Consider the following 24,723-nt stretch of genomic DNA (forward strand, 5'->3'; position numbering starts at 1 on the left):
CATATAATAAAATTGACCAACGTAGTCAATAGCTGAAAAAGAGGTGACTATCATCGAAGATTTATTAGCAAATATTGATGAGGAAAAGAAACTGAATATTATAAACAGTGCTATGAAAGAATTTAGTAAGCAATCCTTTCAGAGTGCTTCAACAAATACGATCGTTAAAGAGGCCGGTATCTCAAAAGGATCCTTGTATCATTACTTTGGAACAAAAGAAAAACTTTATGAGTATCTGGAGTACTTTGCCATAAAAATCATTGCAGAAAACATTATCAATAAAGTGAACTGGAACCAGCAGGATATATTTACGCGCATCAAGGAAGTCTCACTGATCAAATTCAATTTATTCCAGGAACTCCCTTATCTGTCTGATTTTTCTTTGAAAGTTTTTGAAAACAAATCAGCGGAAGAGATCATGCACAAACATCCAGATTTTCCGCTGGCACTTTATAGCCAGCTTTATAACCAGAATATCGATTATTCACTTTTCAAGGACGAAGTAGATGTGAAGAAGGCAATCGATATTATACGCTGGACGATAGAAAAATGTGGGGATGAATATAGAAGGAAAATAGCAGAAAACAAAATGGCGTTTGACTATAAAGCAATAGAAAAAGAAATATATGGCTACATCGATATGTTGAAAGACAGTTTTTATAAAAAGGGGGAAAAGTAAATGATCAAGGTTAAAAATTTATCGCATTCATATAATAAAGATGAAAAGTACCAAGTTAAAAATATAAACTTTGAAGTGAAAAAAGGTGAAATCTTTGGCTTTTTAGGTCCTTCAGGAGCAGGTAAGTCAACGGTGCAGAATATACTGACCGGCCTCTTGCAGCTGCAGGAAGGGGAAGCTGTTGTTGCTGATTACGATATAAAAAATATTTCTAAAGAGATGTTCAATAAAATTGGTATGAGTTTTGAACAGTCAAATGTCTACAGCAAATTAACGGCCAAAGAGAATCTGGATTTCTACAGTAAACTGTTTGATGTAAAAACCGTCGATTCAAATGAGCTTTTAAACTTAGTTGGGTTAGAGGGAAAAGAAAATGTCAAAGCAGGTGAATTTTCCAAAGGGATGAAGCACCGCTTAACCTTTGCTCGTTCGATGATCAATGAGCCTGAACTCTGGTTTTTAGACGAACCCACAACGGGACTGGATCCATCGATTGCTGCAGATATAAAAGAGATCATCAAGACGAAAAACAACGATGGAGTGACCATCTTTTTAACCACGCACAACATGTTTATTGCCGACGAACTGTGCGATCGTGTCGCGTTCATCGTTGATGGTGAGATCAAACTGATCGATTCTCCTGAAAATTTGAAGCTTCAGTATGGCGAGCAACTGGTAGAAGTGGAATATATCGAAAATAACGAAACAAAGATTAAAACCTTCAGTACTGTCTTTCCTGAGGATAAAAAAGCATTACAAACAGTGATCGATCAGCATGAAATAAAAACGATGCATACAAAAGAAGCCACTTTAGAGGAAATATTCATAAAGGTGACGGGAAGGGGGCTTGTTTAAAATGAAACTCTTCTCAAGCTTTGTGAAAGAGTTGAAAATAGCCTCAAGGGGATTTTATTTCTATATCGATATATTTATGGCTGTACTTATTTTAGCTGTGTTTTTATTCGTCGTACCCGATGACTTCGAAAATAAAACCGATGAATATCTTTATCTGGATATGCCTGAGGATGCAAGTGAGATCTATCTAGAAACAATACAGGAGGAAACGATAGATGGAAAAGCAGAAAGCGTCACTCTAGAAATAAAAGATCAAGATAAAGAAGTGGAATTGTATACAACAGATAGTAAAGAGATTTTTATTTTAAACAGTCAAGAAGATGCGCGCTATATGGCAGAGGAAGAACAGGAAATTTCAGCTGTCATCGCAATGAATGATGAGGGCACCTTTGATTATACGTACTACCTTCAAGGGTATGAATCAGACAAATATAAGAACCTCTTGGAAATATTTCATGTCGAACCGAATGAAAATGTACAAGAATTTGTCGACAATCAAGAAGTCAGAGCCTTATCGACAAACGTAGAAACGTTGTCAGATAAAGAAAGCATTTTGCCTACCGTACTCGTATTCAATGGAGCACTCATGGGCCTATTCATTATTGCCGCCTATATTTTTCTTGACAAACAAGAAGGAGTCATTAAAGCTTACGCTGTTTCACCATCACCTGTCTGGCAGTATCTATTAAGTAAAGTTGGGGTTCTTATGGTAACAACTCTTGTTTCCAGCTATCTGGTCGTTATTCCTTTGATGCGATTACAACCGGACTATTTGCTGATGCTGGTACTCCTTGTTACAACCGCATTTTTCGCATCGTCACTCGGACTTTTGATCGCAAGTTTCTACAGCAATATCATGCAGGCATTCGGCGCTTTGTATATAGTCATGATGCTAATGATCGTACCATCCGTTGCATTCTTTATTCCGAGCTGGAGCCCTGCATGGATCAGCTTTATTCCAAGCTATCCAATGATGGAGGGTTTTAGGTCCATCTTGCTTGGAAATAATGATTGGCCATATGTGCTGACTGTCTCTGGAATATTCTTAGTCGTAGGTAGTGCAATATTCGCGCTTTCCAACTACCGCTATAAAAAAACGTTGATAGGTTAGGGGGGATAATCGTGTTGAAAAAAATATGGACCATATTTAAAAGAGATTTAAAAGTAAATGTGAAGGACTTTATTTCACTTTATATCCTTATCATGCCAATTTTGTTTGGTGTATTGATCAATATATTTACACCGGGGATAAACGATACAACGGTCAATCTCGCTTTGTTAGAGGGAGAGAATAAAGAGCAGATCACCTATCTAAAACAGTTTGCGGATATAGAAGTCTTTGAAAGTGAAAACGAAATTAGAAACCGTGTTGAGGGTAGAGATTCGATCATTGGGATCATTCCTGAAGATGACGCTTATTATCTTCTGACTCAAGGAAATGAATCTGAAGCGGTCATTGATTATGCTAAATTACTCAATGGGCTATATGAATCGGACATCAATGCGAAAGATACAAATGCAGAATTAATAGAACTTGGCCAAACGGTTCCGCCACTTAAGAAAAGTCTTGTCAATGTGGCAATCTTATTTATTTCGATCCTCGGTGGAATGCTGATTGCTTTAAATATGGTTGAAGAAAAAGTGGACAATACATTGAGCGCGATCAATGTCACACCCACTTCCAGAACAACGTTTATACTTGGGAAATCTGTCATGGGTGTGTTACTGACGATTTTCGGAACAGCTGCCATTATCTTGATCATAGGTTTTGGTGGAATAAATATCTTGCAGATGATACTGATCATACTTGTGACCAGTCTGTTGAGCGTACTCGTTGGCTTTATACAAGGTGTTACAAATAAAGATATCATCAGTGCTGCAGGAAGTATAAAGATGTTATTTCTACCATTGATAGCGGGGGTGTTGGCCATTGAAATACTCACCGATAAATGGCAACCTTTCTTTTACTGGGATCCGTTCTATTGGGCCTATAAAGGAACTGATATGATTTTGTCTGAAAGCGGAACGTGGACTCAGATATTAAGCTATTCTGGAATCGTTCTAGTATTATGCGGGATCGTCTATGCAGTACTGGCTCCAAGAATCAGAAAGGGGTTAGAGTAAAAAATACGATTGGAGGACACACAAATGAATTGGTTAGCAGCGGGAGTACACATGTGGCTTTTGTTGATGTAAAATCGATTGAAATAAAGTATGATAGAGGTAAGTCAAATCATTCAGCAAAGTGGGAAAGTATACTATGGAAAAAGTCAAAGCTTATGGTTCAATTGGTTTTATGTCTCTGATGTTTTTTGCGACGATCGACACGATTTATGCGCGTGCTTTAGGTGATTATGCTGTGGAAGCGATTGGTCTGAGAGCCTGGTCAGGAGAGAATCAGATGGGTATTCACTTATCGCTGATATACTTTTTCAGCCTGTTTTTATTCGGTGCTTACTGGGTAGAGAAATATGCAAGAGAAGGACTTAAGATAAATAAGAAAACAGTCTTTCTTTTGTTTCTAGGCTTGAATACTATCTTTTATTTAAGCACAGGAGCGGTTGCTAAAAATGTAAAAGCCACCGCTGAAGGACTTTCGACGATAGGTCTTGAACCGACAGAAGAAAATAGCGTGTTCTATGATTTTGAGAATGGTCAATACACTGATTTTGAAGCAGATATCACCCTGAAAAATTACAGTGATGAAGAGAAAATGTTTTACTTAATAATTACAGAAAGAGACAATGATGAATTTACAAAGATATATGATTGAGACGGTGAAAAAAGTTATTCACACTTGAAGGAAATGAAACCAGACGATTTATCATCGATTTGAATAATGCTGTGGTAGAAAGTAACTGGATAAACCAGTACGAGAGTGGAATCGGGGAGTCGATACTTGACCAGGTCATTATCTATACTGAGGATGATGAGGTCCTATTAGATAATAGAAACTTTGTTGGCCTAAAGCTTTAATGGGTCTGTTTCTGAATAAAGAGACACCGTTATGTGAAAATAAATTTTAAAAAAAGTCGGAGTTTCCTGTCTAAAAGAAACCTCGACTTTTTTAGTATCCGACTTAACACTTGCCATTTATTGACTACTTGAAGTAAGTGATTTGCTCTGCATCGATACGTACTGTATCGTACCCATCTTCGAGCGCTTCACCCATCGAAACCATCATCACTGGGTAATAACGGGATGAATCCAAATCGAGCGCTTCAACGAGACCCTCAGATTTAAAACCAGTAATCGGACAGGTATCATAACCATAACTGCGAGCCACTAACATTAATTGCATGGCAACGAGACCTGCATCGATCGTGACCACTTTTTGCATATGCTCTTCAGTAAAATTCTGATAAATAGGGATGATGCGTGACAGTTGAGCCTCTCTCGTTTCAGCTGTCATTTTATTTTCATTAACTGCTTTGTCATAGATTTCTTGTCCATACTCATAACATTCTAGATCTCCTAAAATCAGAATCATTGCAGCTGAACTATCATTTTGACTGGTATTTCTGAAGATAAAAGGTTTGAGTCTGTTTTTGCCTTCCTCACTGTCCACAACCACGAAGCGCCAGGACTGCATATTGACGGCAGACGGCGCCCGAGTGGCTTTTTGTAGAATCTCCAATATTTCATCTTTGGGTATTTTCACCTTCTCATCATAAACGCGTACCGACTTTCTACCATATACAATATCTGAAAAATCATTACTTCCCTTATTCTTTGTCATATCTATACACCTTCCAATCATTAATTCTATTTCATTATAACTAAAAAACATAAGAATGAGAAAGGGATAAACCTGTTTAAACGAGCTGTGACTGATAATAGCTTATCGAGTTAAAGCCGGGTAATTCATATTACAATAGGTAGAAGACTATACTCTATGTAAGAAGACAGTTAAGGACTTAATAGATGTTTATCTGAAAATCATTGCGAATCAGAGCAAAGTATTTGGCAGGAAAAGTCAGTGGTGCTATATTTATAAGTAGTCAAGAAATAAAGGAGAATGCTTAAAAATGAAAGCAATCGTTATCGAAAAATATGGTCAAGCAAACGAACTCACAGAAAAAGAATTGCCGGTACCTGAAATCAAACCGAATCAGATTTTAATCGAAATGCATGCAACGTCGATCAATCCGATCGACTGGAAGTTAAGGGCAGGCTACTTGGCCAACAATATGCCTTTCGAGTTTCCACTTATCCTGGGATGGGATGCAGCCGGCGTCGTTTCAAAAGTCGGTAGTGACGTGACGAAATTTAAGGAAGGCGATGAAGTGTTTGCCCGTCCGGCTATGGAAAATGGGACTTATGCCGAATACGTTGCAGTGGATGAAGACCTGGTCGCTCTTAAGCCCGAAAGTGTCAGTTATAATGAAGCGGCTGCTGCACCATTGGCTGGCTTGACTGCTTGGCAGTGTCTGTTAGACTTTGGCAAAATAAAGACTGGAGATAAAGTATTGATTCATGCCGGTTCAGGTGGCGTTGGAAGTTTCGCCATCCAAATTGCTAAGCACTTTGGAGCTTACGTTTATTCAACAGCCAGCGGGAAGAATGAAGACTTCCTCAAACAGCTTGGTGTCGATGAATTCATCAACTACAAAACAACGGACTTCACTGATGTCGTCAAGGACGCCGATCTTGTGGTTGATACGATGGGTGGAGAAATCCTTGAAAGAAGTCTGGACGTTGTCAAAGATGGCGGAAAACTTGTTTCCATTGTCGGTCAGCCTGATGCTGAAAAAGCAGAAAAAAGAGACATTGAAACTGAGTCACTGTGGCTCAATCCAAATGGCAAACAGCTTGCGGAGCTGGGTGAACTGATGAGTAAAGGAAAAGTTAATGCGCAAATAGGCCATATACTGCCGTTTACTGAGGAAGGTTTGCGTGAAGCCCACAAAATCAGTGAAACGCATCATGCCAAAGGTAAAATCGTCATCGAAATAAAATGATTTTTTGAAAGAAGTAACTATCAAGCAACTTAATTGATGATAAATTTGTAAAAAGACGCTGGCGATAGAGATGCCAGCGTCTTTTTTTGAGATATAATCTAAAATTAACGTTACTCGTCAGATTTTTTAGTTATCTTAAGAAGTTGCAGTGAAAAGTAAGTAAACTGATGAAGATAAAGTGTTACCTTAAGAAGTGAGAGTCAAAAATTCCGTAACTCATGAAGATAGAGTCTTATCTTAAGAAGTGAGAGACAAAAAAGGCCAAACTGATGAAGCAACCTACTTTTCTTTATCAGTTTGGCCTTTTTAACTGAGAACTCATTAAGATAGATCGAAAAACAGAGCAGGCGCTCTGTTTTCACTTAATAATAAGAGCCTTAGATTTACTTTATGATAAAAAAAGATACCAAATAACTATCGAGGTGAATACTCTATCCAAAGCATTTAATCTGCAAAATGTAATCCTCTCTGCTACCATACATATGTATAGAAACGTACGAAAACTTTGTAAAAAATACATTTGATCACAACGTGATTATCTCAAAAAAGCACGGACGCTGCCAGTGGTATCTCTTCCTTGAACTACTATTTTATTGGCAGGTTTACTATATTGTTGGTCATACTATCAATGACGAATCTGATTCTCTTAGCAGCAGGATGCCAAAATATGAAAAAATTAAAAGAATATTTTTGATAAGGGGGGAGATTTACATGTCGGAAAATAATAAAAAAATGGGTATGTATGTAGTGATTTTTGTCGTAGGCCTTATCGTTGGTTTATTTCTAAGAAGTTTCATTGGAATGTAGCTTAAATCGTTTTAATGAATTTGTCCTAAGTTTGATTATGCTAAACCCATGTTTCTCATACACCGCCAGTATTTAGCTGGCGTTGTTTTTTGTCGAGTTTAACAAATATTTCCAAAATGAGAAGCTAAAATTTAAATTGAACCTAATTATAATTATGCAAATTCTGTACACTGAACCTTTACTTTCAAACTTTAGATGTATTGACCATAGTTTTTATAACCTGTAAAATCTGTATAAGACATATTTTCGAATGTAAGTAGAATTAAATTGGCCAACAGTGTCGGCTGTTGAATAAAGTGTAAGCGTTTAAAAAACAATGACACATAATCCGAGTGGTATAACTCTTTAAGTAATTAAAAAGCATTATTTAATGTTTGTTGAATTTAAAATGAAACAACTTCATTTACAAAAATTAAGGAGTCGATCATGAATAATACGATTATTGATACATATAAAGAATACGCAAATAAAATAGGAGATAGAACAACTTTATACAAAGTTGTTGTAGAAAAATATAATATCAAGACTGCTGTTTATCCCGGTAGTCACATAGATATTGCACCTTCAATATTTATTCCTAAAGTCACTTACATTGTTAATTTTAAAGGGGCTATTAAGTTCTTCAAAGAGATTGACACAATAAAAAAATATATAGAAAAAAATAAAAAATATGAGGGACCATGTGAAATTGAGTTTGTTGGCAAAGATTATAGAAGAACATTATCCATTGAAAAAGTTGATTTAATCATCTCTCATTATGCTGGATTTGTTGGACAGGATACAAAAAAGCTATTGAAAGTTGGTGGAATCTTATTAGCTAATGATAGTCATGGAGATGCAAGTCTTGCAAGATTTGATGAAGCGTTTGAGTTGATAGGAACAATAAATAGTAGAGATGAAATCCAAGAAAACCATTTAGAAAACTATTTTAAATTACCTAAAGACCAAACGGCTGATTTAGAAGAAGTAAAAGCAAAAATGAAAGGATTAAAGTACAAATCAAGAGCTGAAAATTACTTGTTCCGGAAGGTGAAATAAGCAGCTGAAAAAATATGATGAGGAACCATTTACCAGTAATCTTATATCAAACTAAGGAAAAACTAATACTTAGATATAAGGTGTTAATATTAATAGTAAATGTTATGTTTAAATTAAATTGTTGCATAAGCTAGCTAGGAGACTAACAACCAAACGAGTTATATTTTATAGAAGTGTATGATATATGAATAAATGAAACCGCTCATGCATCAGATTTATAGAATTCTCCTCATTGACCTAGTTATTGATTTGATTTTAACAGATATAATAACTTTATTTTGTTTCTAAACAGAAGAGTTGATCATTGAAAAGAGGCGAACTCATGAAAAATATAAAAAATTGGTTAAATATTGCGATAAGAGGAACAGCTTTTATCTATTTCCCACTAACTGTAATATTTTTTTGGGGATATAGAGAAATTTTCAGTATGAATCCTGGTATTCACTGGGTATTTATACTTCTTTATCTGGCTGTTTTTTTAAGATGGCTGATTGACAAATATAGACAGCAGACGGCGGAGATAGAAGTAAACAGCTTTGATGGTTTGGACAGGTTGATCGAACAGTATAAGTTTGAAGTTTTAGACATAAAGCAAACTGAAATGATCGTGAGACCAACTTTCGATTTTCCTTTCAATCTGATACTTGAGGATAAAATTTTTCTTCAGCATTCTAATGGAGCATTGACGATCAAAGGGCCGAAATATTACATAAGGATTCTAGAGAAAAACATCAAAGGGAAAGAGAGTCTCTGGACGAGAAAGAGTGTCTCATCATTTAAATTTATTACTATTATTGCGTTCGCAATTTTACCGATAATCCTTGAGTCCAATCTGGTATGGAGCATGGATGTCCTTCGCCATAATAAGTTTAGAAACGTAGATGAAAAAATAGAAGCCATATCTCAAGAAACCCGAGGAAATACGCTGGAGAATACGATGAATGGTGGTTTGGCTGCAGAAACTGATGAGGCTGTTTACTATATTGAAGACGATATGAAACTTGTAAAGACAGATAAGCAGTTTCAGAATAAAGACTACCTTATAAAGCGTGACGGTGGTCATGGTTTCAGAGACCTCAATGCGGTCGGCGACTGGCTTTATTTTATCAAGGGCGAGCGTATTGAAAGAATGAAAAAAAATACAGGTAATCATACGGCCATCTATTCTTTAGGCTATGCGTTAAACATGCAGATTTACGGGGATCATATTTATTTTATGAGTGCTGAAGATGATTACAACATTTACCGTATGGATTTGAACGGGAACGACCTCAAAGAACTGATCGATGTAAACGCACTGAGTTTATCTCTCTATGATGGACGTTTGCTGGTCAGTCATGAAAAACAGGGTCAACCGATAGTGAAAAGTTATGACCTTAACGGCGATGATCCAGAAGTGATTCTTGATGTTCCAGCATATGATCTGACTGTCTGGGATGGTTATTATTATTATTTAAATGAAGCTGGGAAACTTTATAGAAGTAAGATAAAAGGAAAGGACAAGGCGGAATTACTCGTCAACACTGTGGTATCATCATATATACCTACAGAGAAAGGCGTTGTATTTTCACTGTCACCTTCAAATGACGTCGACACTGGAGAAGGACTTTACATGTTGAACCTTGAAAATGGAACAGAGAACCTGTTATCTATGAGTAAACACATTGAAAGTATGGCCAAAGTGGGAGAATCGATTCTTTTTACTTCAGGAAAAAGCTATGATGAGAATTATTTAAAGCGATTTGACTTAGAAAGTGGTCAAGTTGAAACTTTAGACTAAGGAAGTTTATCTGAGTAGAATAGAATTTAGTTTTAAAGGAGGACGAGTATGAAATTTGGCATGCGTAAACCAAGCATCAAGCGTTCGATCAAAGCACATACCACAGGTAAAGCTAAGCGTGCAATCAAGAAAAAAGTCATTCCTGGTTATGGTAAAAAAGGTATGGGGTGGCTGAAAAATCCTAAAAAAGCGGCCTACAATAAAGTATACAAAAAGACAACATTTTCATTCTGGGATTTGTTCAAATAAGGGAAGAAGGTAGAGAAATGATGGATGATTTAAGATGTCCCTACTGCGGAAGTAAGATGCTCAGCTTAAATGAACTAGGCTCAGACAAATACATGTGTGACTGTTGCGGTAAAACCTTTGGATCCAAAGTAAATAAAGCAATGAACGTGTGCCATACGTTTTACTTCCGTACTGGTGGATTTCATGAGGGCTTCAAAAGTATACTCATTGAAGAACAAGACAGTTTTGCAAACATCATAGTGACGCCACCTTTCAGTATAGATGAAGAGGGTCTAAAATTGCGGATCACATTTAATGAATGGCAAAGCATAAAAGATACGCTTTTTAATAAGTTATTTATATTGTCTTGGGATGAAGACTACTATGATCCATATGTCCTGGACGGGACGCAGTGGGAACTGAAGCTAAAGTTCTACGATAGAAAAAATCATGAAATCTCAGGGTCAAATGTATTTCCCGAACTGTTTGATGAACTACTGGACTATCTCAAGACTTACTTTGAACAAGTAGAGGCGGAAGAAAAGTAGAATATATTTGGGAGGAAACAATGAATAATAATCGAAGTAGACATAACAATAAGAAGAAAATAGAAAATAGTAAAAATTATTTACATTTCAAATCTGAATTAGAACATTATGATACCCAGTATTTTATTCTTGATACACATGGAGATAAGGATAAATATAAAGATTCGGATTTTGTTGAATATAGTTGGAGCACAAGACGTTACAATAAAGTGAAAGAAGGAGATTTATTTGTATATCGTAGACCTCAAAAATCTTCTGAGATTAAGGGACAATTTTATTTCTTTGGAGCAGGTAAGATTGGCAAAATAGCAGAATCTACTGAGGGAAATGTCACAACAAAAATTGAAAAACCACTTACGTTTTCTGAGTACATATTAAAAAGTGACCTTGAAGAAGTGGAATGGGACTTTAAGGATCGAACAAGAAAAGACTGGCAACATTTTTTTAATCAATATGGGATGAATAAAATAAGTAAAAAAGATTTTTTAATGTTAATAAAAAAAGTATAGTTATTATCAATAATGAATTAGACATGCGTTACTACAAAAAGACATGTTTTTAGAATTATAATAAGGAGAGATCTAAATGAACGAATTACAGACAATACAAGCGTGGACCTTTGTTTCTGAATGCAAGATCCCGAGCGATATAAATAGTATGCTGGTGGACGGAGAGGAAGCCGTTGCCGCTTATAAGACGATCAGAGACTCAGCGGTATTTACAAATAAACGTATCATCATAAGAGATGCACAAGGATTGACTGGTAAAAAGATAGAAGTCTACTCGATTCCTTACTCATCGATCAATATGTGGTCGACTGAAAACGCGGGTAAGATGCTCGACTTTAATGCCGAAGTGGAACTGTGGACACGCGTTGGACATCTCAAAATCAACCTAAAACGTGGTGTTGATATAAGAAAGTTTGATCATCTGATTGCATCGGCGGTACTGTAAAGAATTGAGAAGATTAGGATTATATAGTTAGACTTACAATAAAACAAAAACAGACTCATCGTATTAAATACGCCGAGTCTGTTTTCTTATTTGAAAAAATTTGGTTTAAATAAATGATTGTTATTACTGATAACTCTTTTTACAGAATCGCTACGATATCTTTTTCAATATCTTCGGGCTTTGTTGTGGGTGCATAGCGTTTAACGACTTGACCGTTTTTATCTACTAGAAATTTCGTGAAGTTCCATTTGATTTTATCCATCAATAAGCCTTTTTGCTGTTCTTTCAAATACTTGTACAGGGGATGAGCGTTTTCTCCGTTTACATCTATTTTAGCAAACATTGGAAAAGAGACGTTATAGTTGACTTGGCAGTATTCCATTGTTTGATTGATGTCATCAAATTCCTGACCCTTGAACTGGTCACACGGAAATCCCAATACAACTACATCATCGTTGTATTGTTCATATAATTTTTGCAGTCCTTCAAACTGGGGAGCAAAGCCACAGTGGCTGGCAGTGTTCACAATAAGTAGAGACCTACCTTTGTACTGATTCAATTTAAAATCTTCGCCTGTTGGTGTTTTAACAACAAAATCATAAGCGGTCGTCATTGTTATCTACCTCATTTAATATATTTAGGATCTTAGTCTATTTATTCAACAGAAATCCTATTATTTTTTATCAGATTTTATTTCTAGCTTACATAAAGTAAACCATACGAATCATTTATGTGCAAGAAAATAGAGAGTTGAGAGAGAAAAGTTATTGTTTTCGATGAAATTTTTGCTTAAGCTTCCTGTTGTTACTACTCAGAGCAATATTTTTCTAAGACGGACCTATAATGATACGATAATGACCACTCAAAATATTTTTCTTTTCAGTTTGACTTAAAAGACTCCAATAGTACCCACTCAAGCAGCTAAAACATCTGAGTGGTCACAAGAAGCTCGTTCTGATCCCGACCCAAACCGTAACGTTATTTGAGTGGTCAAAACATGAGGGTTGTTTTGACCACTCAACGAATTTTAAACGACCAGTTTGACTAACCTGACCGATTTAGAGCCGACTCACTTATATAAGTCAATCGAGTAGTCACAAAAAAATTCAATTGTACCCACCCAACCTAACAAAACATCTCAGTAGTCACTACAACCTCAATAAAAACCCATTAAATAAAGAAAGCCTTCGACACTCGGTCGAAGGCTCACATGATTGAATTCATTTTATTTAATTCAGGTAAGTGGAATCAGCTTTTCACACTTGCGCCAGAACCGGCGTCAACTTCAACTTCCTCTGCCTGCGAGGCTCCACTTGTCGCATCGATATCGCCTTCAAGCTTTAAACCGGTTTGCTTGAGGTACCAGTCTACGATTGGTTTGAAGTCAAGAATGTACTCATTGATTCCTCTGTAGTTTCCTTCTTCATCGTGCATGGCCTGGTAGTTATGAACCACAAATTTATCGGGTCCGTGAGTCGGTACATGGATGCGAACGACATCCTGATTGCCGGCACGCAACTGCTGGACGACCCAACCCACATTTTTAAGTGCAGCTTCAGGATGACAAAGAACTAACGGATTTCCGACCTGTCCAGGTACGCGGTCAGCCAGCATATCTTCGGCTTCCTTAGTATAGTTGTAGTACAAGAACTGATTGTTTTCGTCTGCAAAAGTCAGTTCCATTGGCATTGAAGCTAAGAAAGTATTGATCTGGTCAACGGTTAAAATACCACGGTTCAGTTTGACATAAGTATCTCCTTCAACAGCTCCCACTTTTTCAGCGGCTTGCTCGACCCAATCTTCTGCAGCCATATCAACGCCTTCTATAGTGGACGCAATAGGCTCGGATGAATACAAGTCTTCTTCAGGCAGTGGTTTGTCTTCAGGGGTTTCCAGACGGTTCACCAGACTGACAAAGGCATTGAATTTCTCAAGGACACTTTGCAGAAAGTCTATTGTTCCCTGGTCTTTCAAATTATAATTTTCATCAAAGGCTTCTTTAACGCGACCAAGCAGGAATTCATTACCGGGCATAACGATCGCATTCACACCGGGTGCATCCAAAATCTGACGAAGATGCAGTTGAGCTCGTGATGACCCTTGATCATAGTAAGAGGCACCGACGATCATGACAGGTTTATTTTCAAGTGGATGAATTTTGAATGACAACCACTCAAGTACACTCTTCAAACTTGCTGGAATTGTATGGTTATGCTCAGGTGTTGCGATGATGACCCCATCTGCCGCCAAGATTTTCTGATTAAGTTCTTGGATAGGTTGGCTGTTTGTCTGGTCGTTGTCCTGATTGAACATCGGAATATCTTTGATCTCAACGATGTCCAGTTCAAATAGATCGGAATACTGTTTTTTTATAAAGTTTAATAAGTAACGGTTGTATGATAGGTCGGCGTTTGAACCGACGATGCCTACATATTTCATCATTTTAACACTCCTATTTTAGATGTTTTCCCAAGAAAAGTTTGCGGCTTCTTTTTTATTGCTTTCATGCGCCTGTACCAGTTGATTGACCAAGTCGACAAAAACAAGGAAATCTGCAAACAGGCCAGAGAGTTTTTCGATTTGTTCTGAATCTTTCAAACGGTTATCTTCGTCGAAAGCCTGTAGTGAGTGACTGAGTAAAAACTCCGAACTCGGCATGATACGGGCTTTAAGTTCAGGCGCATCCAGGATCTGACGCAGTTGTGCTTGAGCACGTGAAGAGCCCAGTGTTCCATAAGATGCTCCAGTGATCATGACAGGTTTATCAACAAAAGGATAGACATCATAGGATAACCAGTTCAATGCATTGATAAGTGCAGCTGGGATGGCATGGTCGTATTCTGGCGTACTGATAATGACACCATCAGCTTTTTCGATTTTTTCTGCGGCTTCTTGAACGATTTCAGGCAAGACACTGTCGGCAGGCTTATTGAAAACAGGGAAGTCTTTGATTTCCATTAATTCTACTGTTGCCTCTTTTTGGAAGTTTGCTTTTATGAATTGCAGTAATTTACGATTGGTTGACTGGCTTGAGTTTGTACCCACTAGACCGATTAAATGTTTCATTATCATTCGTTCCTTTCTTGTCTTTGAGATTGGTTTTTAAATAGATTTACCTAGAAGGTAATGTGATGATGTGATCTTTTAAACCTTTTGAATAGTGAAGCGTGTTTGCTTTAGTGATCAGTATGCATTCGATATCTGACAGTTTTTCAACTGTAGCTAACAGTGTCTCTATACTGTGACCGAATAGTCGCGTCGTCCAGATTTCACCGTCCACGGACTTGGGTGACACAATCGTCAGACTGGCAAGTTCGGTGTCCACCGGATAGCCTGTCTGCTGATCAAATATGTGATGAAACGTCTCATCATTCTGTTTAAGTGTTCGTTCATAAATGCCTGAGGTCACCACAGACTGATTTTTTGTGTCGACAGCTAGAAGATACGTGTTTCTTTCACGCTTGGGGTCTTGAATGCCGATGCGGTAATGCCCGGAAGCACGTGTTTTTGACGAACCAAATGACAAAAAATTACCACCTAAGTTAATGAAAGCAGTTCGTACCGGCTGGAGTTTCAAGTCGTCTATGATCAAGTCAGCAATGTACCCTTTGGCCAAAGCACCGAGATCGATCTGCATCCCCTTTTTTTCCAGGAAAACAGTCAGCTGATCGTCATTCATCTTTATATCATCTGGGTTTGTCAGCTTCAGTGCTTTTATAATATCTTTATGAGCGGGTCTTTTAGCATCGTCGAAACCGATATGCCAGGCTTTTATCAAAGGACCCAGCGCAATGTTCAAATGGCTGTCTTTTTTTAAACTGTGTTCTTTTCCTTTTTTGATCAAATGATAAAGGTCAGGTTGTACATTTACGGGAGCAACACCTGATGCCTGATTGACTTTCATAAGCTCTGACTCTGGATCATTGGCACTGAAACGGCGTTCATAAACGTTAAGTTTTCTGACAACGTCAGCTATGATGCTTGAGCTGTCGAAGCCATCCTGTGCATCGACCATAATATCGATAACGGTCCCCATCATGCGTACAGATATTCTCTGCTCGGTCATATCGATTCCTCCTATGTTCGAATGTTAACAAGCAAGGATAAAATTAAGCTGAGTCTAGAACTGACTCTTCAAGTTTCGCCAGCTCGGCTAATGCGATCTCATTTCTGTTTACTTTGGAATAAGCTCGTGCATCATAAATCAGTTCCAGGATATTATCCGTCGGTTCCTTTTTGATAATAGCGTTTTTAGCCAGCTGGATCGCAGCTTTTGCCAGGTAATAAGTGACATGGTTATCAGAACAGATCGTGACTGCGTACAGAAGAAGCGCATCACTGATTTCTAGTTCATCGATTTTAGAATAGAAAACACCGCTATTGTAAACGATATTCAGTACCCGCCAGGTATCTTCCATGCTCTTGGCAGGATAGTTGTAAATTTTTTCCAGAACTTTATTGAAATAAAACTCAGCCTTGTTCAAGTCATTTTCTCTTGAGTAGACCATCCCGATGCCTGTATAAGCAAGCAGACGGAAAATCGTTGATTCGCTTGTTTCTTCTTCCAGTAAGATCTGATCAAATGTAAAAAGGATATCCATAATAGGCTGCTGCTGAAAAATCATGATGAATCCGTTCAAGTAATGATAACGGAGCATGAGTGGCGAGTCCTCGATCGTGTCGACAGTGATACTTTTTATAAGCTGATGCGCTTTTTCGTACTTACTTGTGATGAGAAAGAATTCTGCCTGATTCATTTTTTCCACCACTTCAGAATAACGCACCCCTACTTTGGGAAATAAGTCACTTAATGGAAAGTCGATTCGGTTGCACAACTTGTTTAATATTTTAAGATTTGGCACGTGTCCGTTATTTTCAAACCGGCTGAGTGTTGCTTGTGTACATACCCCTTCTGCAAGATCTGCCTGGGATAAACCTTTTGCTTTACGAGTTTCAACGAAACGCTGAATATTCATTTTGTCTGTTCACCCCGCTTCTTGAAATTAGGATTTATAAAATCAAAAGACTTTGATATTAATTTCACATATTTAGCAATGACCATAGTATACAGCGGCAATAAATAATAGTCAATAAAATATATAAAAAAATATATAATAAATGTCTAAAATATGAATAGATTTTAAACGGCTTCTATATGGAAAAAATCACTCTTTCAACTAAGTAAATGTCTTTTTTTATATAAAAAATTATATAAAAAAAGTATCGATCATATGAATGATCAATACTTTTGGCTTGATTGAGTTTTTAATTGTGGAGAGCAGCCTGATGCTCCTTGTATTCGGTAAGCTTTTCTTTGGACAGTGTCTTCAGTGAACTGATATATATAGTCACTGCACTTGCAAGAATGCCCAGCATAACCTGAAGCCAGATATTATCCAGCAGATAGATGGAAAACAGAATCGATCCCCACAAAATCGTGATCGCACTGATTTTTGTCTTCAGGGAAATAGCTTTGAATTTCACATAACTGTAAATATAAGCGCCAAAGACCGGATGATGGATGAGCCACTGATACAGCTTTTCTGAACTCCTCAAATAAAAGAAGCCTGTTAAAAGCAATAAGGGCGTGGTGGGAAGAATAGGCAGAAAAATCCCAACGGTCCCGATTGCGAGTGATAAGGATCCTAGAGTGATATATAATAGTTTTTTGAAACGTGTGCTTTTCATAACAGTCACCCAATTAGAATAATTTTGCTATATATGTTCGAGGGCTCACTCTGCATTTATAGCACAGCATGTTTATAAAAGTCAAGAAACTGCTATTTAGTTTCTAAAGCTGAGGTGCCCCTTTGTTGCTTTTTAGACAAGAATCAAACTTTTTTACTATCTATGTGAAGTTATGATGTTTTGATGTTTTTAACTTCTATAAAAAAAATATGTTAAAATGATATAGCAATGGGTCGAGAGTTTTGAATCAGTTAAAAAGTCAGCTATCAAACGACAAGTGTCAGAAAGGAATCAGAAATGGACAATGTGATCGATTTTGAAATCCCCGTATACAACGTACTGAAAAAAAATCCCGAAATCAGCCCCCTGCTTGTTGAAGCAGGTTTCAAACCCCTGATGGACCAGAAAATGCTTCAATCCGTTGGGCGTCTAGTCAGTTTGAATCAGGGGATTAGAAAAATAAATATCTTAGCAGATGATTTAGTAAATACCCTGGAATGGAACGGATATGAAGTGAAAGGAGTCGAAAAAAGATGAATGAATCAGAACGCTTGAATAATGTACAAAAGCAGCGGATACACGTCTTGAAATCGATCCTCCAAAGTCTCCATGAAGGAGCGAGCCCCGAATCGATCCAAGAGACGTTCGACGAGCATTTTCAAGGGGTCAGCGCTATTGAAATATCCCTTATGGAGCATGAGCTGATCGATAGTGATGACAATGATATTACTTTTGAAGATGTCATGAAATTATGTAATGTGCATGCCAATCTCTTTAAAAACCGTGTAACTGAACCGGGGGAAGTCAGTGAATTTGAAAAACCAGGACACCCCATTCATATCATGCGGACAGAAAATCAGGCGATGCGTGCCGCTGTGATGCGTATCAACCGTATAACCAAAAATCTGGGACAAGCTCCTTTCGAAGAGGGCTTACTTAAAGGGCTGTCTAATCAGCTGGATTTACTGGGCCAGTTCGATACGCACTACAAGCGGAAAGAAGAAGTCTGGTTTCCGGTCATGGAGAAATATGGTCATGATGCGCCTCCAAAAGTTATGTGGGGGGTGGATGATCAGATTCGTGATTTGTTCAAGCAAGTAATAAGAGATTTGGATAATATAAAAGAAGTTGGTAAAGAAGGGATTCAAAAGAGTTTTGAGTCTTTCGCCTATGAATTCAATGAAATGATTTTCAAAGAAGAAACGATTTTAATTCCACTTGTACTTGAAATTTTCAATGAAGACGACTGGTGGAAAATCGCCAGAGACAGTGAGGAATACGGCTATACGATTGTAAGACCAGAGACAAAGTGGGAGCCTGAGCGGGTAGAGTTTGATACGTCTGGAAAGAGTGATCATGGTACGGTAGGCAGCGAATCTGTTGGCGTTATAAGTCAGTCTGAAACGTCTGAGCTTCCTTTCGGCAAGGGATTTTTAACCTTGAATGAAGTTGCTAAGATATTGGACTTACTACCTTTAGAACTAACCTTTATCAATAAAGACAATGTTTTCAAGTATTTCAACGACAGTATTCCTAATGAAGAAAAAGCTTTTCCCCGTCCAGCGAGCGCGATCGGCAGAGAAGTGAAGAATTGTCATCCGCCTAAAAGTTTGGATATGGTGCTGCGTCTGATCGATGACTTGAGTTCAGGAAAAAAAGACAAAGAGAGCATGTGGTTTCCCCGTAAAAATGGACAGTTTATACATGTGACCTATGTGGCAGTGAGAGATGATGACGGTAGCTATATGGGAATCCTGGAATATGTCCAGGATATTCAGCCTCTCAGAGAGCTTAGAGGGATGAAACGCGGCTTGAGTGAATCATAAAACGAAATCACTCTTAATATCGACTAAAAGGAAAGAATCCGACGAAGGCCTTTAACGTTACTGTTGAAGGCTTTTTGTGATTGTTTTGCAAAAATTCTTTAGTCAGTGATTTATCGATTAGAATTTTCTTAAATGACTTAATCCTCTGCTTTATTTTCCGATAATAACTGAGTACGGCCCAGTTAAAGTGTGGGATTTGGATAATAAAAAATTGGAGGAGTCAAAATTGAAAATCACGACAAAATTACTTGGTTCTTATTTGGCGATTGCGTTACTTGTTGTTATGCTGGGTGTGGTGTCATTTCTTGGTTTAAGGACAGTAAGTGAAAATTCGCAGGAACTCTATGAAGAGCGTCTTCAGCCGGCCATTATTTTATCAGAGGTTTCCCAGTTGATGGAAAATACGCGTGTACATATCCTCACAGGTGTAGTCAGTCGGGTTCCCACACGTGGAGAAGCGGCTGTGGAAAATCTAGAAGAAGTGGATCTTTTGCTGGAAACATACAGTGAACAGTCTTTAGGAGAAGTGGAGCAGGAAGCATTTGACTTACTGAAACTGAACTGGGATCTCTTTTCAGAAGCTATCCAGGCAACAGCAGTCAGTCTGGCATCAGGTGATTATACAGAGACGATGGAAGGTGTAAGAGACAGTGGAGCAAATTATGGTGCAGCGAACATGTATCTTGAAGAACTGCTTGCTTTGACTGACGATTTATCTAAAGAAACGTATACTCAAAATAATGATACATACGAAACAATCAGGAACATCATCATAGTGATCAGTATTGTTGCAACGCTTTTAGCAATCATTATTGGCATACTTATGGGTAGAGTCATCGGAAGACCTTTGAAAAAGATTGCTCACAATCTAAACGAAGTAGCCAAAGGGAACTTGACGGTCAGTCCACTTAAAACGAAGCGTAAAGATGAAATTGGAGAGTTGGTCAAAGCCAGTAACATCATGCAGCACGAACTGAAAAATATTATTACATCAGTTTCGGAAGCAACATCAAAGGTAATGAGTTCGAGCGAAGAGCTGACACAATCAACAAATGAAGTCGGCCAGGGCGCTGAACAAATTGCGATCACCATGCAGGAACTGGCATCAGGTTCTGAATCCCAAGCGAATAATACAAGTGACTTATCGATGAATATGCAGAACTTTGTGCAAACGATCGAAGAATCCGCTGATCAGAGCGATAAAATATATCAGACCTCAAGTACAGTTAAAGCTTTAACAGGTAAAGGGAAAGAGTTAATGGATGCGTCCGTTGATCAGATGCAGGAAATAGATAAAATCGTTAAAGATTCAGTTAACGGCGTGAAAGAACTGGATAACAAGTCAAAGCAAGTCTCAAAACTGGTGTCAGTCATTGAAGACATTGCGGAACAGACGAACTTACTGGCTTTGAATGCGGCAATCGAAGCCGCTAGAGCAGGAGAACAAGGAAAAGGCTTTGCGGTAGTGGCAGATGAAGTGAGAAAGCTGGCTGAACAGGTATCTCATTCAGTTGGAGATATCACACATATCGTTCGCGGTATACAGTCTGAATCGTCAAATGTCGCCCTCAGTCTGGAAAATGGGTATGAACAGGTGACAAAAGGCACCACTCAGATTCAAAAAACAGGAGATACCTTCAATAAAATCTCTGCTTCAGTTCAGTCGATGGGGACAGCGATCAAAGACATTTCCGACAAACTGCAGGCCAACAAAAAACAGACGCTGGATATGAACGCCAGTGTTGAAGAAATCGCAAGCGTTTCTGAAGAATCCGCGGCAGGTATCGAACAGACATCAGCATCCGCACAGCAAACAACAAGTACGATGCAGGAAGTCTCAGCCAGCTCCGAAGAGTTAGCCAGAATAGCTGAACAACTAAACAATATGGTGGATCGGTTCAAGTTGTAAAATAAAAATTTGGCTTCCTTACTCGAAAATGAGTCGGGAAGTTTTTTATTTGCTTTAAATCAACAAATGACGTTGGATTTACTTTATAATAGAAATATGGAAGCGGTTGATTTTATACAAAGGAGTGAATACGAATGGGGAAAAAAAGATTGGGAATCATACTTTTATTCTTTTTGATGTTATCCGGTTGTGCAGGTGATGATAATGGGGATGATATGTCAGATACATCTGAACCAAGTGAGAGCGTTGGCTACAATAATGAGATATCCGAAGACATGGCAATAGAAGAAGAGGTTGGCGACAGTGATTTTTCGAGCGGCGAAGGGGAAAAGCTGATCGGCGATAAGGTAATCCGTCGTGTGCAGCTGGAATATGAGACGCTGGATTTTCAGAAAACCACGACATATATTTTAGATACAGTCAGCGAACATGACGGCTATATCGAATATTCCAACGAATCAAGCTACTCACCATCAGGAATCGCTCCAAGAGATCAGGCCCGTCAGTATAGGCAAATCAACTATTTGTTCCGGATCCCAACTGATTCTCTGGATATCTTTTTAAAAGATCTCAAAGGGATGGATGCTTATAAACTCAGTGAAAATATCGGAGCAGAAGATATCACGCAATCTTACCGGGATACTGAGTCACGTATCAATATTCTGGAAAAGAAGGAAGCCCGACTGAATGAACTACTGGAACAGGCAGAATCGATCGAAGCTATCCTTGAAATCGAAAACAGCCTGAGTGAAACGATTGCCGAGCGCGAAGAATTACAGTCGCGTCTGAATACCTTTGACGACTTGATAGACTATACTGAGGTTCATCTTACGGTTGTTGAGCGTCCGCGTATAGCGAATACGCGTGGTGAAGGATTATCCTTCTGGGAACGGATCAGTGAAGCATTCGTTAATTCTTTCTACGCATTTTATTACTTTATTCAAGATGCATTTATTTGGTTGATTTACGCCATTCCCTTTATACTGATATTAGCAGTATTAGTGGGAATCGGTTTTTACATCCGGAAAATAGTAATTAAAAACAGGAAGAAGTGATATGAAGTGAAGATTGAACATATCGGTTTATGGACAATCGATCTGGAAAGAATGAAAGACTTTTATGAGAAATATTTTTCAGCTAAAAGCGGTGAGCCCTATCATAATTCGAAGAAAGGCTTTCGGTCATACTTTCTGACATTCGATTCAGGTAGTCGATTGGAATTGATGCACCGTAATGACATCAAACATCCAAATATAGAAAGTTATGGGTACACACATCTGGCGCTAAGTGTCGGGGATGAAGAAGCTGTGGATAACCTTGTGCATAAGTTGGAATCAGACGGCTATATGCTGGTAAGTGGCCCGCGTACAACAGGAGACGGTTACTACGAGGCTGTCATTGAAGATCCCGAGGGTAATTTGGTCGAATTGACTGCAGAATAAAGAATAAAAAAAGGAGTGTATAGTATGGGATTGCTCGTCGATGGTGTGTGGCATGATAAGTGGTATGATACAGAAAAAAATGACGGTCGTTTTATTCGAGAAGAGTCACAGTTTAGAAACTGGATTACAAAGGATGGAAGTGCCGGCCCAACTGGGGAAGCTGGGTTTAAAGCAGAGCCAGGTCGTTATCATTTATATGTTTCAAACGCGTGCCCGTGGGCGAATCGGACAATGATTATGCGCAAGTTAAAGGGCCTGGAAGGGATGATTTCAGTTTCAGTCGTTAATCCTTTGATGCTTGAACATGGCTGGACGTTTAAACCAGCTGATGGAGTGATTCCTGATCCCGTTGACAATGCAGATTACCTATATGAAGTGTATAAACGCGTCGAACCGGATTACAGTGGTCGTGTCACCGTTCCTGTCCTTTACGATTTGAAAAATAACACGATCGTCAATAATGAATCATCGGAAATCATGCGCATGCTTAATACAGCTTTTGATGATGTCGGAGCAAAAAAAGGCGATTATTATCCCAAAGAGTTGCGGCAGGATATTGATAAAATAAATAAACGTGTTTATCATGCAATCAACAACGGTGTCTATAAAGCAGGTTTCGCAACCAAACAGGATGTTTATGAAGAAGAAGTAACAAAACTGTTTGAGGCTCTTGATGAAGTCGAGGCCATTTTACAAGACCAGCCTTATCTTATTGGCAGTCAAATTACGGAAGCCGACTGGCGGTTATTTACGACGCTGATCCGCTTTGACAGCGTTTATTATGGGCATTTTAAGTGCAATATAAGAAATATAACCGATTACGAAAATCTCTGGCGTTATACACGAGAACTGTACAACTGGCCCGGTGTTTCTGAAACAATCAATTTTTCTCATATAAAAGAGCATTACTATGGTAGCCACAAAACGATTAACCCTACAGGTATCGTACCAGTAGGGCCAGAATTGGATTTCAGTATAGGCGTAGTTTGAAATTGAAAAAGAACGGATCTTGTCATACAAGATCCGTTCTTTTTTGGTTACTTAAGATTGTTTCTCCTATATTTTCTCTAGACCAAATAAGGGAAGCAATTCTAGTAAGTTAGTGATCGTATAGGTACTTTGAACAGCTTTAGGATTTTTTTCTAAGCGATCAAAGTTATACCAGACACTGTCGATGCCAGCATTTTTAGCACCTTTGATATCCGAGGTCAGACTGTCACCTATCATAAGATACTCTTCATTATTATATGAATTCAATGTTTCAAAGATGTAGTTGAAAAATTGTGGATCTGGTTTTTCAACACCGATTTCCTCAGATATAAAAATATTTTCAAAAAAATGATTCAACTCAGCCCCTTTCAGTCTTTGACGCTGAGTTTGGGCGACACCGTTCGTACCCGCATATAATTTATATCCGCTTTTTTTGAGTACAGTCAGTACTTCATGAGCATGTTCCATCATTAAAAAGCCTTCGCTCAAAGCCGTTCTATACAAATGATCTACTTTTTTACCGTCTACTTCGATTCCAAATTTTTCAAGGAATAAGAAAAACCGGCTGGCAAAAAGCTTTTCACGTGTGATTTTGCCCTGCTCAAGTTTCCGCCATAAGTCATGAGTGATTTCTTTATATGATTGAATAGTTTCTGTTGTGTAAGGAAGCTTGTACGTGTTGATTATTTTCTTTAAAGCTTTTTCTTCTGTATCTTCGAAGTCGAGAATTGTATTATCCAGATCAAAGATCAATTTCTTATATTTCATCACTTCGTCAACCTCATTTACATTAATTTTAAACCTTTACAGTATAACTCAAAAACAGCCCTTATTCAATTGGAAAAGGATGGGCAACCATCCTTTTGACCCCATTTAAAAAGTTCTTCTTGCCCTTTATTGAAGCTGGAGGGACACGAAGGGCAGTCAAACCTGAAATGCGTGCCCTTCGTTGAAGTTGGAAAGACGTGAAGGGCAGTCAAACACCGAATGCGTGCCCTTCGTTGAAGCTGGGAGGACG

26 protein-coding genes are annotated in these 24,723 nt (G+C 38.2%); 18 read left to right on the top strand and 8 right to left on the bottom strand.

What is annotated here, in order from left to right:
• Positions 1-43: 43 nt before the first annotated feature.
• The 5 genes from AKA01nite_RS07170 (at position 44) to AKA01nite_RS07190 (ending at position 4,307) form a co-directional block, all read left to right on the top strand.
• On the top strand, positions 44-679 hold the full coding sequence (locus AKA01nite_RS07170; RefSeq protein WP_222592493.1) for a TetR/AcrR family transcriptional regulator: 636 nt from the start codon (positions 44-46) through the stop codon (positions 677-679).
• Positions 680-1,534 carry an ABC transporter ATP-binding protein gene (locus tag AKA01nite_RS07175; RefSeq protein ID WP_146924639.1) on the top strand — a complete coding sequence of 285 codons (855 nt, stop codon included), beginning with the start codon at positions 680-682 and terminating at the stop codon, positions 1,532-1,534.
• A 1-nt stretch (position 1,535) separates the two neighbouring features.
• Complete coding sequence (locus tag AKA01nite_RS07180) at positions 1,536-2,645, top strand: ABC transporter permease (protein WP_146924663.1); 1,110 nt, start codon at positions 1,536-1,538, stop codon at positions 2,643-2,645.
• Positions 2,646-2,656: 11 nt separating this feature from the next.
• Positions 2,657-3,658: an ABC transporter permease gene (locus AKA01nite_RS07185; RefSeq protein ID WP_146924640.1), complete on the top strand. Its 1,002-nt coding sequence runs from the start codon at positions 2,657-2,659 to the stop codon at positions 3,656-3,658.
• A 136-nt stretch (positions 3,659-3,794) separates the two neighbouring features.
• The gene (locus AKA01nite_RS07190; protein WP_146924641.1) at positions 3,795-4,307 is read left to right on the top strand and encodes a hypothetical protein; all 513 of its coding nucleotides are present in this window, start codon (positions 3,795-3,797) and stop codon (positions 4,305-4,307) included.
• A gap of 327 nt (positions 4,308-4,634) precedes the next feature.
• On the opposite strand, the gene AKA01nite_RS07195 is transcribed toward AKA01nite_RS07190, so the two are convergent.
• Positions 4,635-5,273, bottom strand: coding sequence for a nitroreductase family protein (locus AKA01nite_RS07195; RefSeq protein ID WP_146924642.1), 639 nt, complete (start codon positions 5,271-5,273; stop codon positions 4,635-4,637).
• 289 nt (positions 5,274-5,562) lie between these two features.
• Between AKA01nite_RS07195 and AKA01nite_RS07200 the strand changes: the two genes are divergently transcribed.
• From AKA01nite_RS07200 to AKA01nite_RS07230, 7 genes are all read left to right on the top strand, one after another.
• Positions 5,563-6,495 (top strand): NADP-dependent oxidoreductase, encoded by a 933-nt coding sequence (locus tag AKA01nite_RS07200; protein ID WP_146924643.1) that lies wholly within the window; start codon positions 5,563-5,565, stop codon positions 6,493-6,495.
• 1,233 nt (positions 6,496-7,728) lie between these two features.
• Entirely contained in the window at positions 7,729-8,340 is a 612-nt protein-coding gene (locus AKA01nite_RS07205) for a hypothetical protein (RefSeq protein ID WP_146924644.1), read from the top strand.
• Positions 8,341-8,662: 322 nt separating this feature from the next.
• The gene (locus AKA01nite_RS07210) at positions 8,663-10,120 is read left to right on the top strand and encodes a DUF5050 domain-containing protein (protein WP_146924645.1); all 1,458 of its coding nucleotides are present in this window, start codon (positions 8,663-8,665) and stop codon (positions 10,118-10,120) included.
• A 48-nt stretch (positions 10,121-10,168) separates the two neighbouring features.
• Positions 10,169-10,369 carry a hypothetical protein gene (locus AKA01nite_RS07215; protein WP_146924646.1) on the top strand — a complete coding sequence of 67 codons (201 nt, stop codon included), beginning with the start codon at positions 10,169-10,171 and terminating at the stop codon, positions 10,367-10,369.
• A 17-nt stretch (positions 10,370-10,386) separates the two neighbouring features.
• On the top strand, positions 10,387-10,896 hold the full coding sequence (locus tag AKA01nite_RS07220) for a hypothetical protein (RefSeq protein ID WP_146924647.1): 510 nt from the start codon (positions 10,387-10,389) through the stop codon (positions 10,894-10,896).
• A 20-nt stretch (positions 10,897-10,916) separates the two neighbouring features.
• Positions 10,917-11,405 (top strand): hypothetical protein, encoded by a 489-nt coding sequence (locus AKA01nite_RS07225; protein WP_146924648.1) that lies wholly within the window; start codon positions 10,917-10,919, stop codon positions 11,403-11,405.
• 76 nt (positions 11,406-11,481) lie between these two features.
• Positions 11,482-11,850, top strand: coding sequence for a PH domain-containing protein (locus AKA01nite_RS07230; protein ID WP_146924649.1), 369 nt, complete (start codon positions 11,482-11,484; stop codon positions 11,848-11,850).
• A 139-nt stretch (positions 11,851-11,989) separates the two neighbouring features.
• On the opposite strand, the gene AKA01nite_RS07235 is transcribed toward AKA01nite_RS07230, so the two are convergent.
• The 6 genes from AKA01nite_RS07235 to AKA01nite_RS07260 all read right to left on the bottom strand — a co-directional run bounded on the left by AKA01nite_RS07235 (position 11,990) and on the right by AKA01nite_RS07260 (position 17,538).
• A complete protein-coding gene (locus AKA01nite_RS07235) occupies positions 11,990-12,463 on the bottom strand; it encodes a glutathione peroxidase (RefSeq protein WP_146924650.1) in 474 nt (157 codons plus the stop codon).
• A 635-nt stretch (positions 12,464-13,098) separates the two neighbouring features.
• A complete protein-coding gene (locus AKA01nite_RS07240; RefSeq protein WP_146924664.1) occupies positions 13,099-14,289 on the bottom strand; it encodes an NAD(P)H-dependent oxidoreductase in 1,191 nt (396 codons plus the stop codon).
• An 18-nt stretch (positions 14,290-14,307) separates the two neighbouring features.
• Positions 14,308-14,916 carry an NADPH-dependent FMN reductase gene (locus tag AKA01nite_RS07245; protein ID WP_146924651.1) on the bottom strand — a complete coding sequence of 203 codons (609 nt, stop codon included), beginning with the start codon at positions 14,914-14,916 and terminating at the stop codon, positions 14,308-14,310.
• A gap of 46 nt (positions 14,917-14,962) precedes the next feature.
• Entirely contained in the window at positions 14,963-15,916 is a 954-nt protein-coding gene (locus tag AKA01nite_RS07250) for an FAD:protein FMN transferase (RefSeq protein WP_246117007.1), read from the bottom strand.
• 43 nt (positions 15,917-15,959) lie between these two features.
• On the bottom strand, positions 15,960-16,826 hold the full coding sequence (locus AKA01nite_RS07255) for a helix-turn-helix domain-containing protein (protein ID WP_146924652.1): 867 nt from the start codon (positions 16,824-16,826) through the stop codon (positions 15,960-15,962).
• A 289-nt stretch (positions 16,827-17,115) separates the two neighbouring features.
• Entirely contained in the window at positions 17,116-17,538 is a 423-nt protein-coding gene (locus AKA01nite_RS07260; protein ID WP_146924653.1) for a YbaN family protein, read from the bottom strand.
• Positions 17,539-17,835: 297 nt separating this feature from the next.
• On the opposite strand from AKA01nite_RS07260, the gene AKA01nite_RS07265 reads away from it, so the two are divergent.
• The 6 genes from AKA01nite_RS07265 (at position 17,836) to AKA01nite_RS07290 (ending at position 23,705) form a co-directional block, all read left to right on the top strand.
• The gene (locus AKA01nite_RS07265) at positions 17,836-18,075 is read left to right on the top strand and encodes a DUF1858 domain-containing protein (RefSeq protein WP_146924654.1); all 240 of its coding nucleotides are present in this window, start codon (positions 17,836-17,838) and stop codon (positions 18,073-18,075) included.
• Positions 18,072-19,364, top strand: coding sequence for a DUF438 domain-containing protein (locus AKA01nite_RS07270; protein ID WP_146924655.1), 1,293 nt, complete (start codon positions 18,072-18,074; stop codon positions 19,362-19,364). Before AKA01nite_RS07265 ends, AKA01nite_RS07270 begins: the two co-directional genes overlap by 4 nt.
• A gap of 226 nt (positions 19,365-19,590) precedes the next feature.
• Positions 19,591-21,273 carry a methyl-accepting chemotaxis protein gene (locus tag AKA01nite_RS07275; RefSeq protein WP_146924656.1) on the top strand — a complete coding sequence of 561 codons (1,683 nt, stop codon included), beginning with the start codon at positions 19,591-19,593 and terminating at the stop codon, positions 21,271-21,273.
• A 134-nt stretch (positions 21,274-21,407) separates the two neighbouring features.
• On the top strand, positions 21,408-22,328 hold the full coding sequence (locus tag AKA01nite_RS07280) for a DUF4349 domain-containing protein (protein WP_146924657.1): 921 nt from the start codon (positions 21,408-21,410) through the stop codon (positions 22,326-22,328).
• 6 nt (positions 22,329-22,334) lie between these two features.
• A complete protein-coding gene (locus AKA01nite_RS07285) occupies positions 22,335-22,715 on the top strand; it encodes a VOC family protein (RefSeq protein ID WP_146924658.1) in 381 nt (126 codons plus the stop codon).
• Between the two features lie 24 nt (positions 22,716-22,739).
• Positions 22,740-23,705, top strand: coding sequence for a glutathione S-transferase family protein (locus AKA01nite_RS07290; protein ID WP_146924659.1), 966 nt, complete (start codon positions 22,740-22,742; stop codon positions 23,703-23,705).
• A gap of 66 nt (positions 23,706-23,771) precedes the next feature.
• On the opposite strand, the gene AKA01nite_RS07295 is transcribed toward AKA01nite_RS07290, so the two are convergent.
• Positions 23,772-24,473: a YjjG family noncanonical pyrimidine nucleotidase gene (locus tag AKA01nite_RS07295; RefSeq protein ID WP_146924660.1), complete on the bottom strand. Its 702-nt coding sequence runs from the start codon at positions 24,471-24,473 to the stop codon at positions 23,772-23,774.
• Between the last annotated feature and the right edge of the window lie 250 nt (positions 24,474-24,723).

This window comes from Alkalibacterium kapii (assembly GCF_007988865.1).
In the GTDB taxonomy this organism is placed as follows: domain Bacteria; phylum Bacillota; class Bacilli; order Lactobacillales; family Carnobacteriaceae_A; genus Alkalibacterium; species Alkalibacterium kapii.

What these genes read in the sequence shown, in the direction of transcription:
- AKA01nite_RS07205 (WP_146924644.1), top strand. Translation starts at nt 7,729, where the DNA reads ATGAATAATACGATTATTGATACATATAAAGAATACGCAAATAAAATA.
- AKA01nite_RS07240 (WP_146924664.1), bottom strand. Translation starts at nt 14,289, where the DNA reads ATGAAATATGTAGGCATCGTCGGTTCAAACGCCGACCTATCATACAAC.
- AKA01nite_RS07180 (WP_146924663.1), top strand. Translation starts at nt 1,536, where the DNA reads ATGAAACTCTTCTCAAGCTTTGTGAAAGAGTTGAAAATAGCCTCAAGG.
- AKA01nite_RS07210 (WP_146924645.1), top strand. Translation starts at nt 8,663, where the DNA reads ATGAAAAATATAAAAAATTGGTTAAATATTGCGATAAGAGGAACAGCT.
- AKA01nite_RS07270 (WP_146924655.1), top strand. Translation starts at nt 18,072, where the DNA reads ATGAATGAATCAGAACGCTTGAATAATGTACAAAAGCAGCGGATACAC.
- AKA01nite_RS07265 (WP_146924654.1), top strand. Translation starts at nt 17,836, where the DNA reads ATGGACAATGTGATCGATTTTGAAATCCCCGTATACAACGTACTGAAA.
- AKA01nite_RS07250 (WP_246117007.1), bottom strand. Translation starts at nt 15,916, where the DNA reads ATGACCGAGCAGAGAATATCTGTACGCATGATGGGGACCGTTATCGAT.
- AKA01nite_RS07295 (WP_146924660.1), bottom strand. Translation starts at nt 24,473, where the DNA reads ATGAAATATAAGAAATTGATCTTTGATCTGGATAATACAATTCTCGAC.
- AKA01nite_RS07280 (WP_146924657.1), top strand. Translation starts at nt 21,408, where the DNA reads ATGGGGAAAAAAAGATTGGGAATCATACTTTTATTCTTTTTGATGTTA.
- AKA01nite_RS07200 (WP_146924643.1), top strand. Translation starts at nt 5,563, where the DNA reads ATGAAAGCAATCGTTATCGAAAAATATGGTCAAGCAAACGAACTCACA.
- AKA01nite_RS07220 (WP_146924647.1), top strand. Translation starts at nt 10,387, where the DNA reads ATGATGGATGATTTAAGATGTCCCTACTGCGGAAGTAAGATGCTCAGC.
- AKA01nite_RS07255 (WP_146924652.1), bottom strand. Translation starts at nt 16,826, where the DNA reads ATGAATATTCAGCGTTTCGTTGAAACTCGTAAAGCAAAAGGTTTATCC.
- AKA01nite_RS07230 (WP_146924649.1), top strand. Translation starts at nt 11,482, where the DNA reads ATGAACGAATTACAGACAATACAAGCGTGGACCTTTGTTTCTGAATGC.
- AKA01nite_RS07260 (WP_146924653.1), bottom strand. Translation starts at nt 17,538, where the DNA reads ATGAAAAGCACACGTTTCAAAAAACTATTATATATCACTCTAGGATCC.
- AKA01nite_RS07190 (WP_146924641.1), top strand. Translation starts at nt 3,795, where the DNA reads ATGGAAAAAGTCAAAGCTTATGGTTCAATTGGTTTTATGTCTCTGATG.
- AKA01nite_RS07175 (WP_146924639.1), top strand. Translation starts at nt 680, where the DNA reads ATGATCAAGGTTAAAAATTTATCGCATTCATATAATAAAGATGAAAAG.
- AKA01nite_RS07225 (WP_146924648.1), top strand. Translation starts at nt 10,917, where the DNA reads ATGAATAATAATCGAAGTAGACATAACAATAAGAAGAAAATAGAAAAT.
- AKA01nite_RS07195 (WP_146924642.1), bottom strand. Translation starts at nt 5,273, where the DNA reads ATGACAAAGAATAAGGGAAGTAATGATTTTTCAGATATTGTATATGGT.
- AKA01nite_RS07245 (WP_146924651.1), bottom strand. Translation starts at nt 14,916, where the DNA reads ATGAAACATTTAATCGGTCTAGTGGGTACAAACTCAAGCCAGTCAACC.
- AKA01nite_RS07290 (WP_146924659.1), top strand. Translation starts at nt 22,740, where the DNA reads ATGGGATTGCTCGTCGATGGTGTGTGGCATGATAAGTGGTATGATACA.
- AKA01nite_RS07235 (WP_146924650.1), bottom strand. Translation starts at nt 12,463, where the DNA reads ATGACGACCGCTTATGATTTTGTTGTTAAAACACCAACAGGCGAAGAT.
- AKA01nite_RS07215 (WP_146924646.1), top strand. Translation starts at nt 10,169, where the DNA reads ATGAAATTTGGCATGCGTAAACCAAGCATCAAGCGTTCGATCAAAGCA.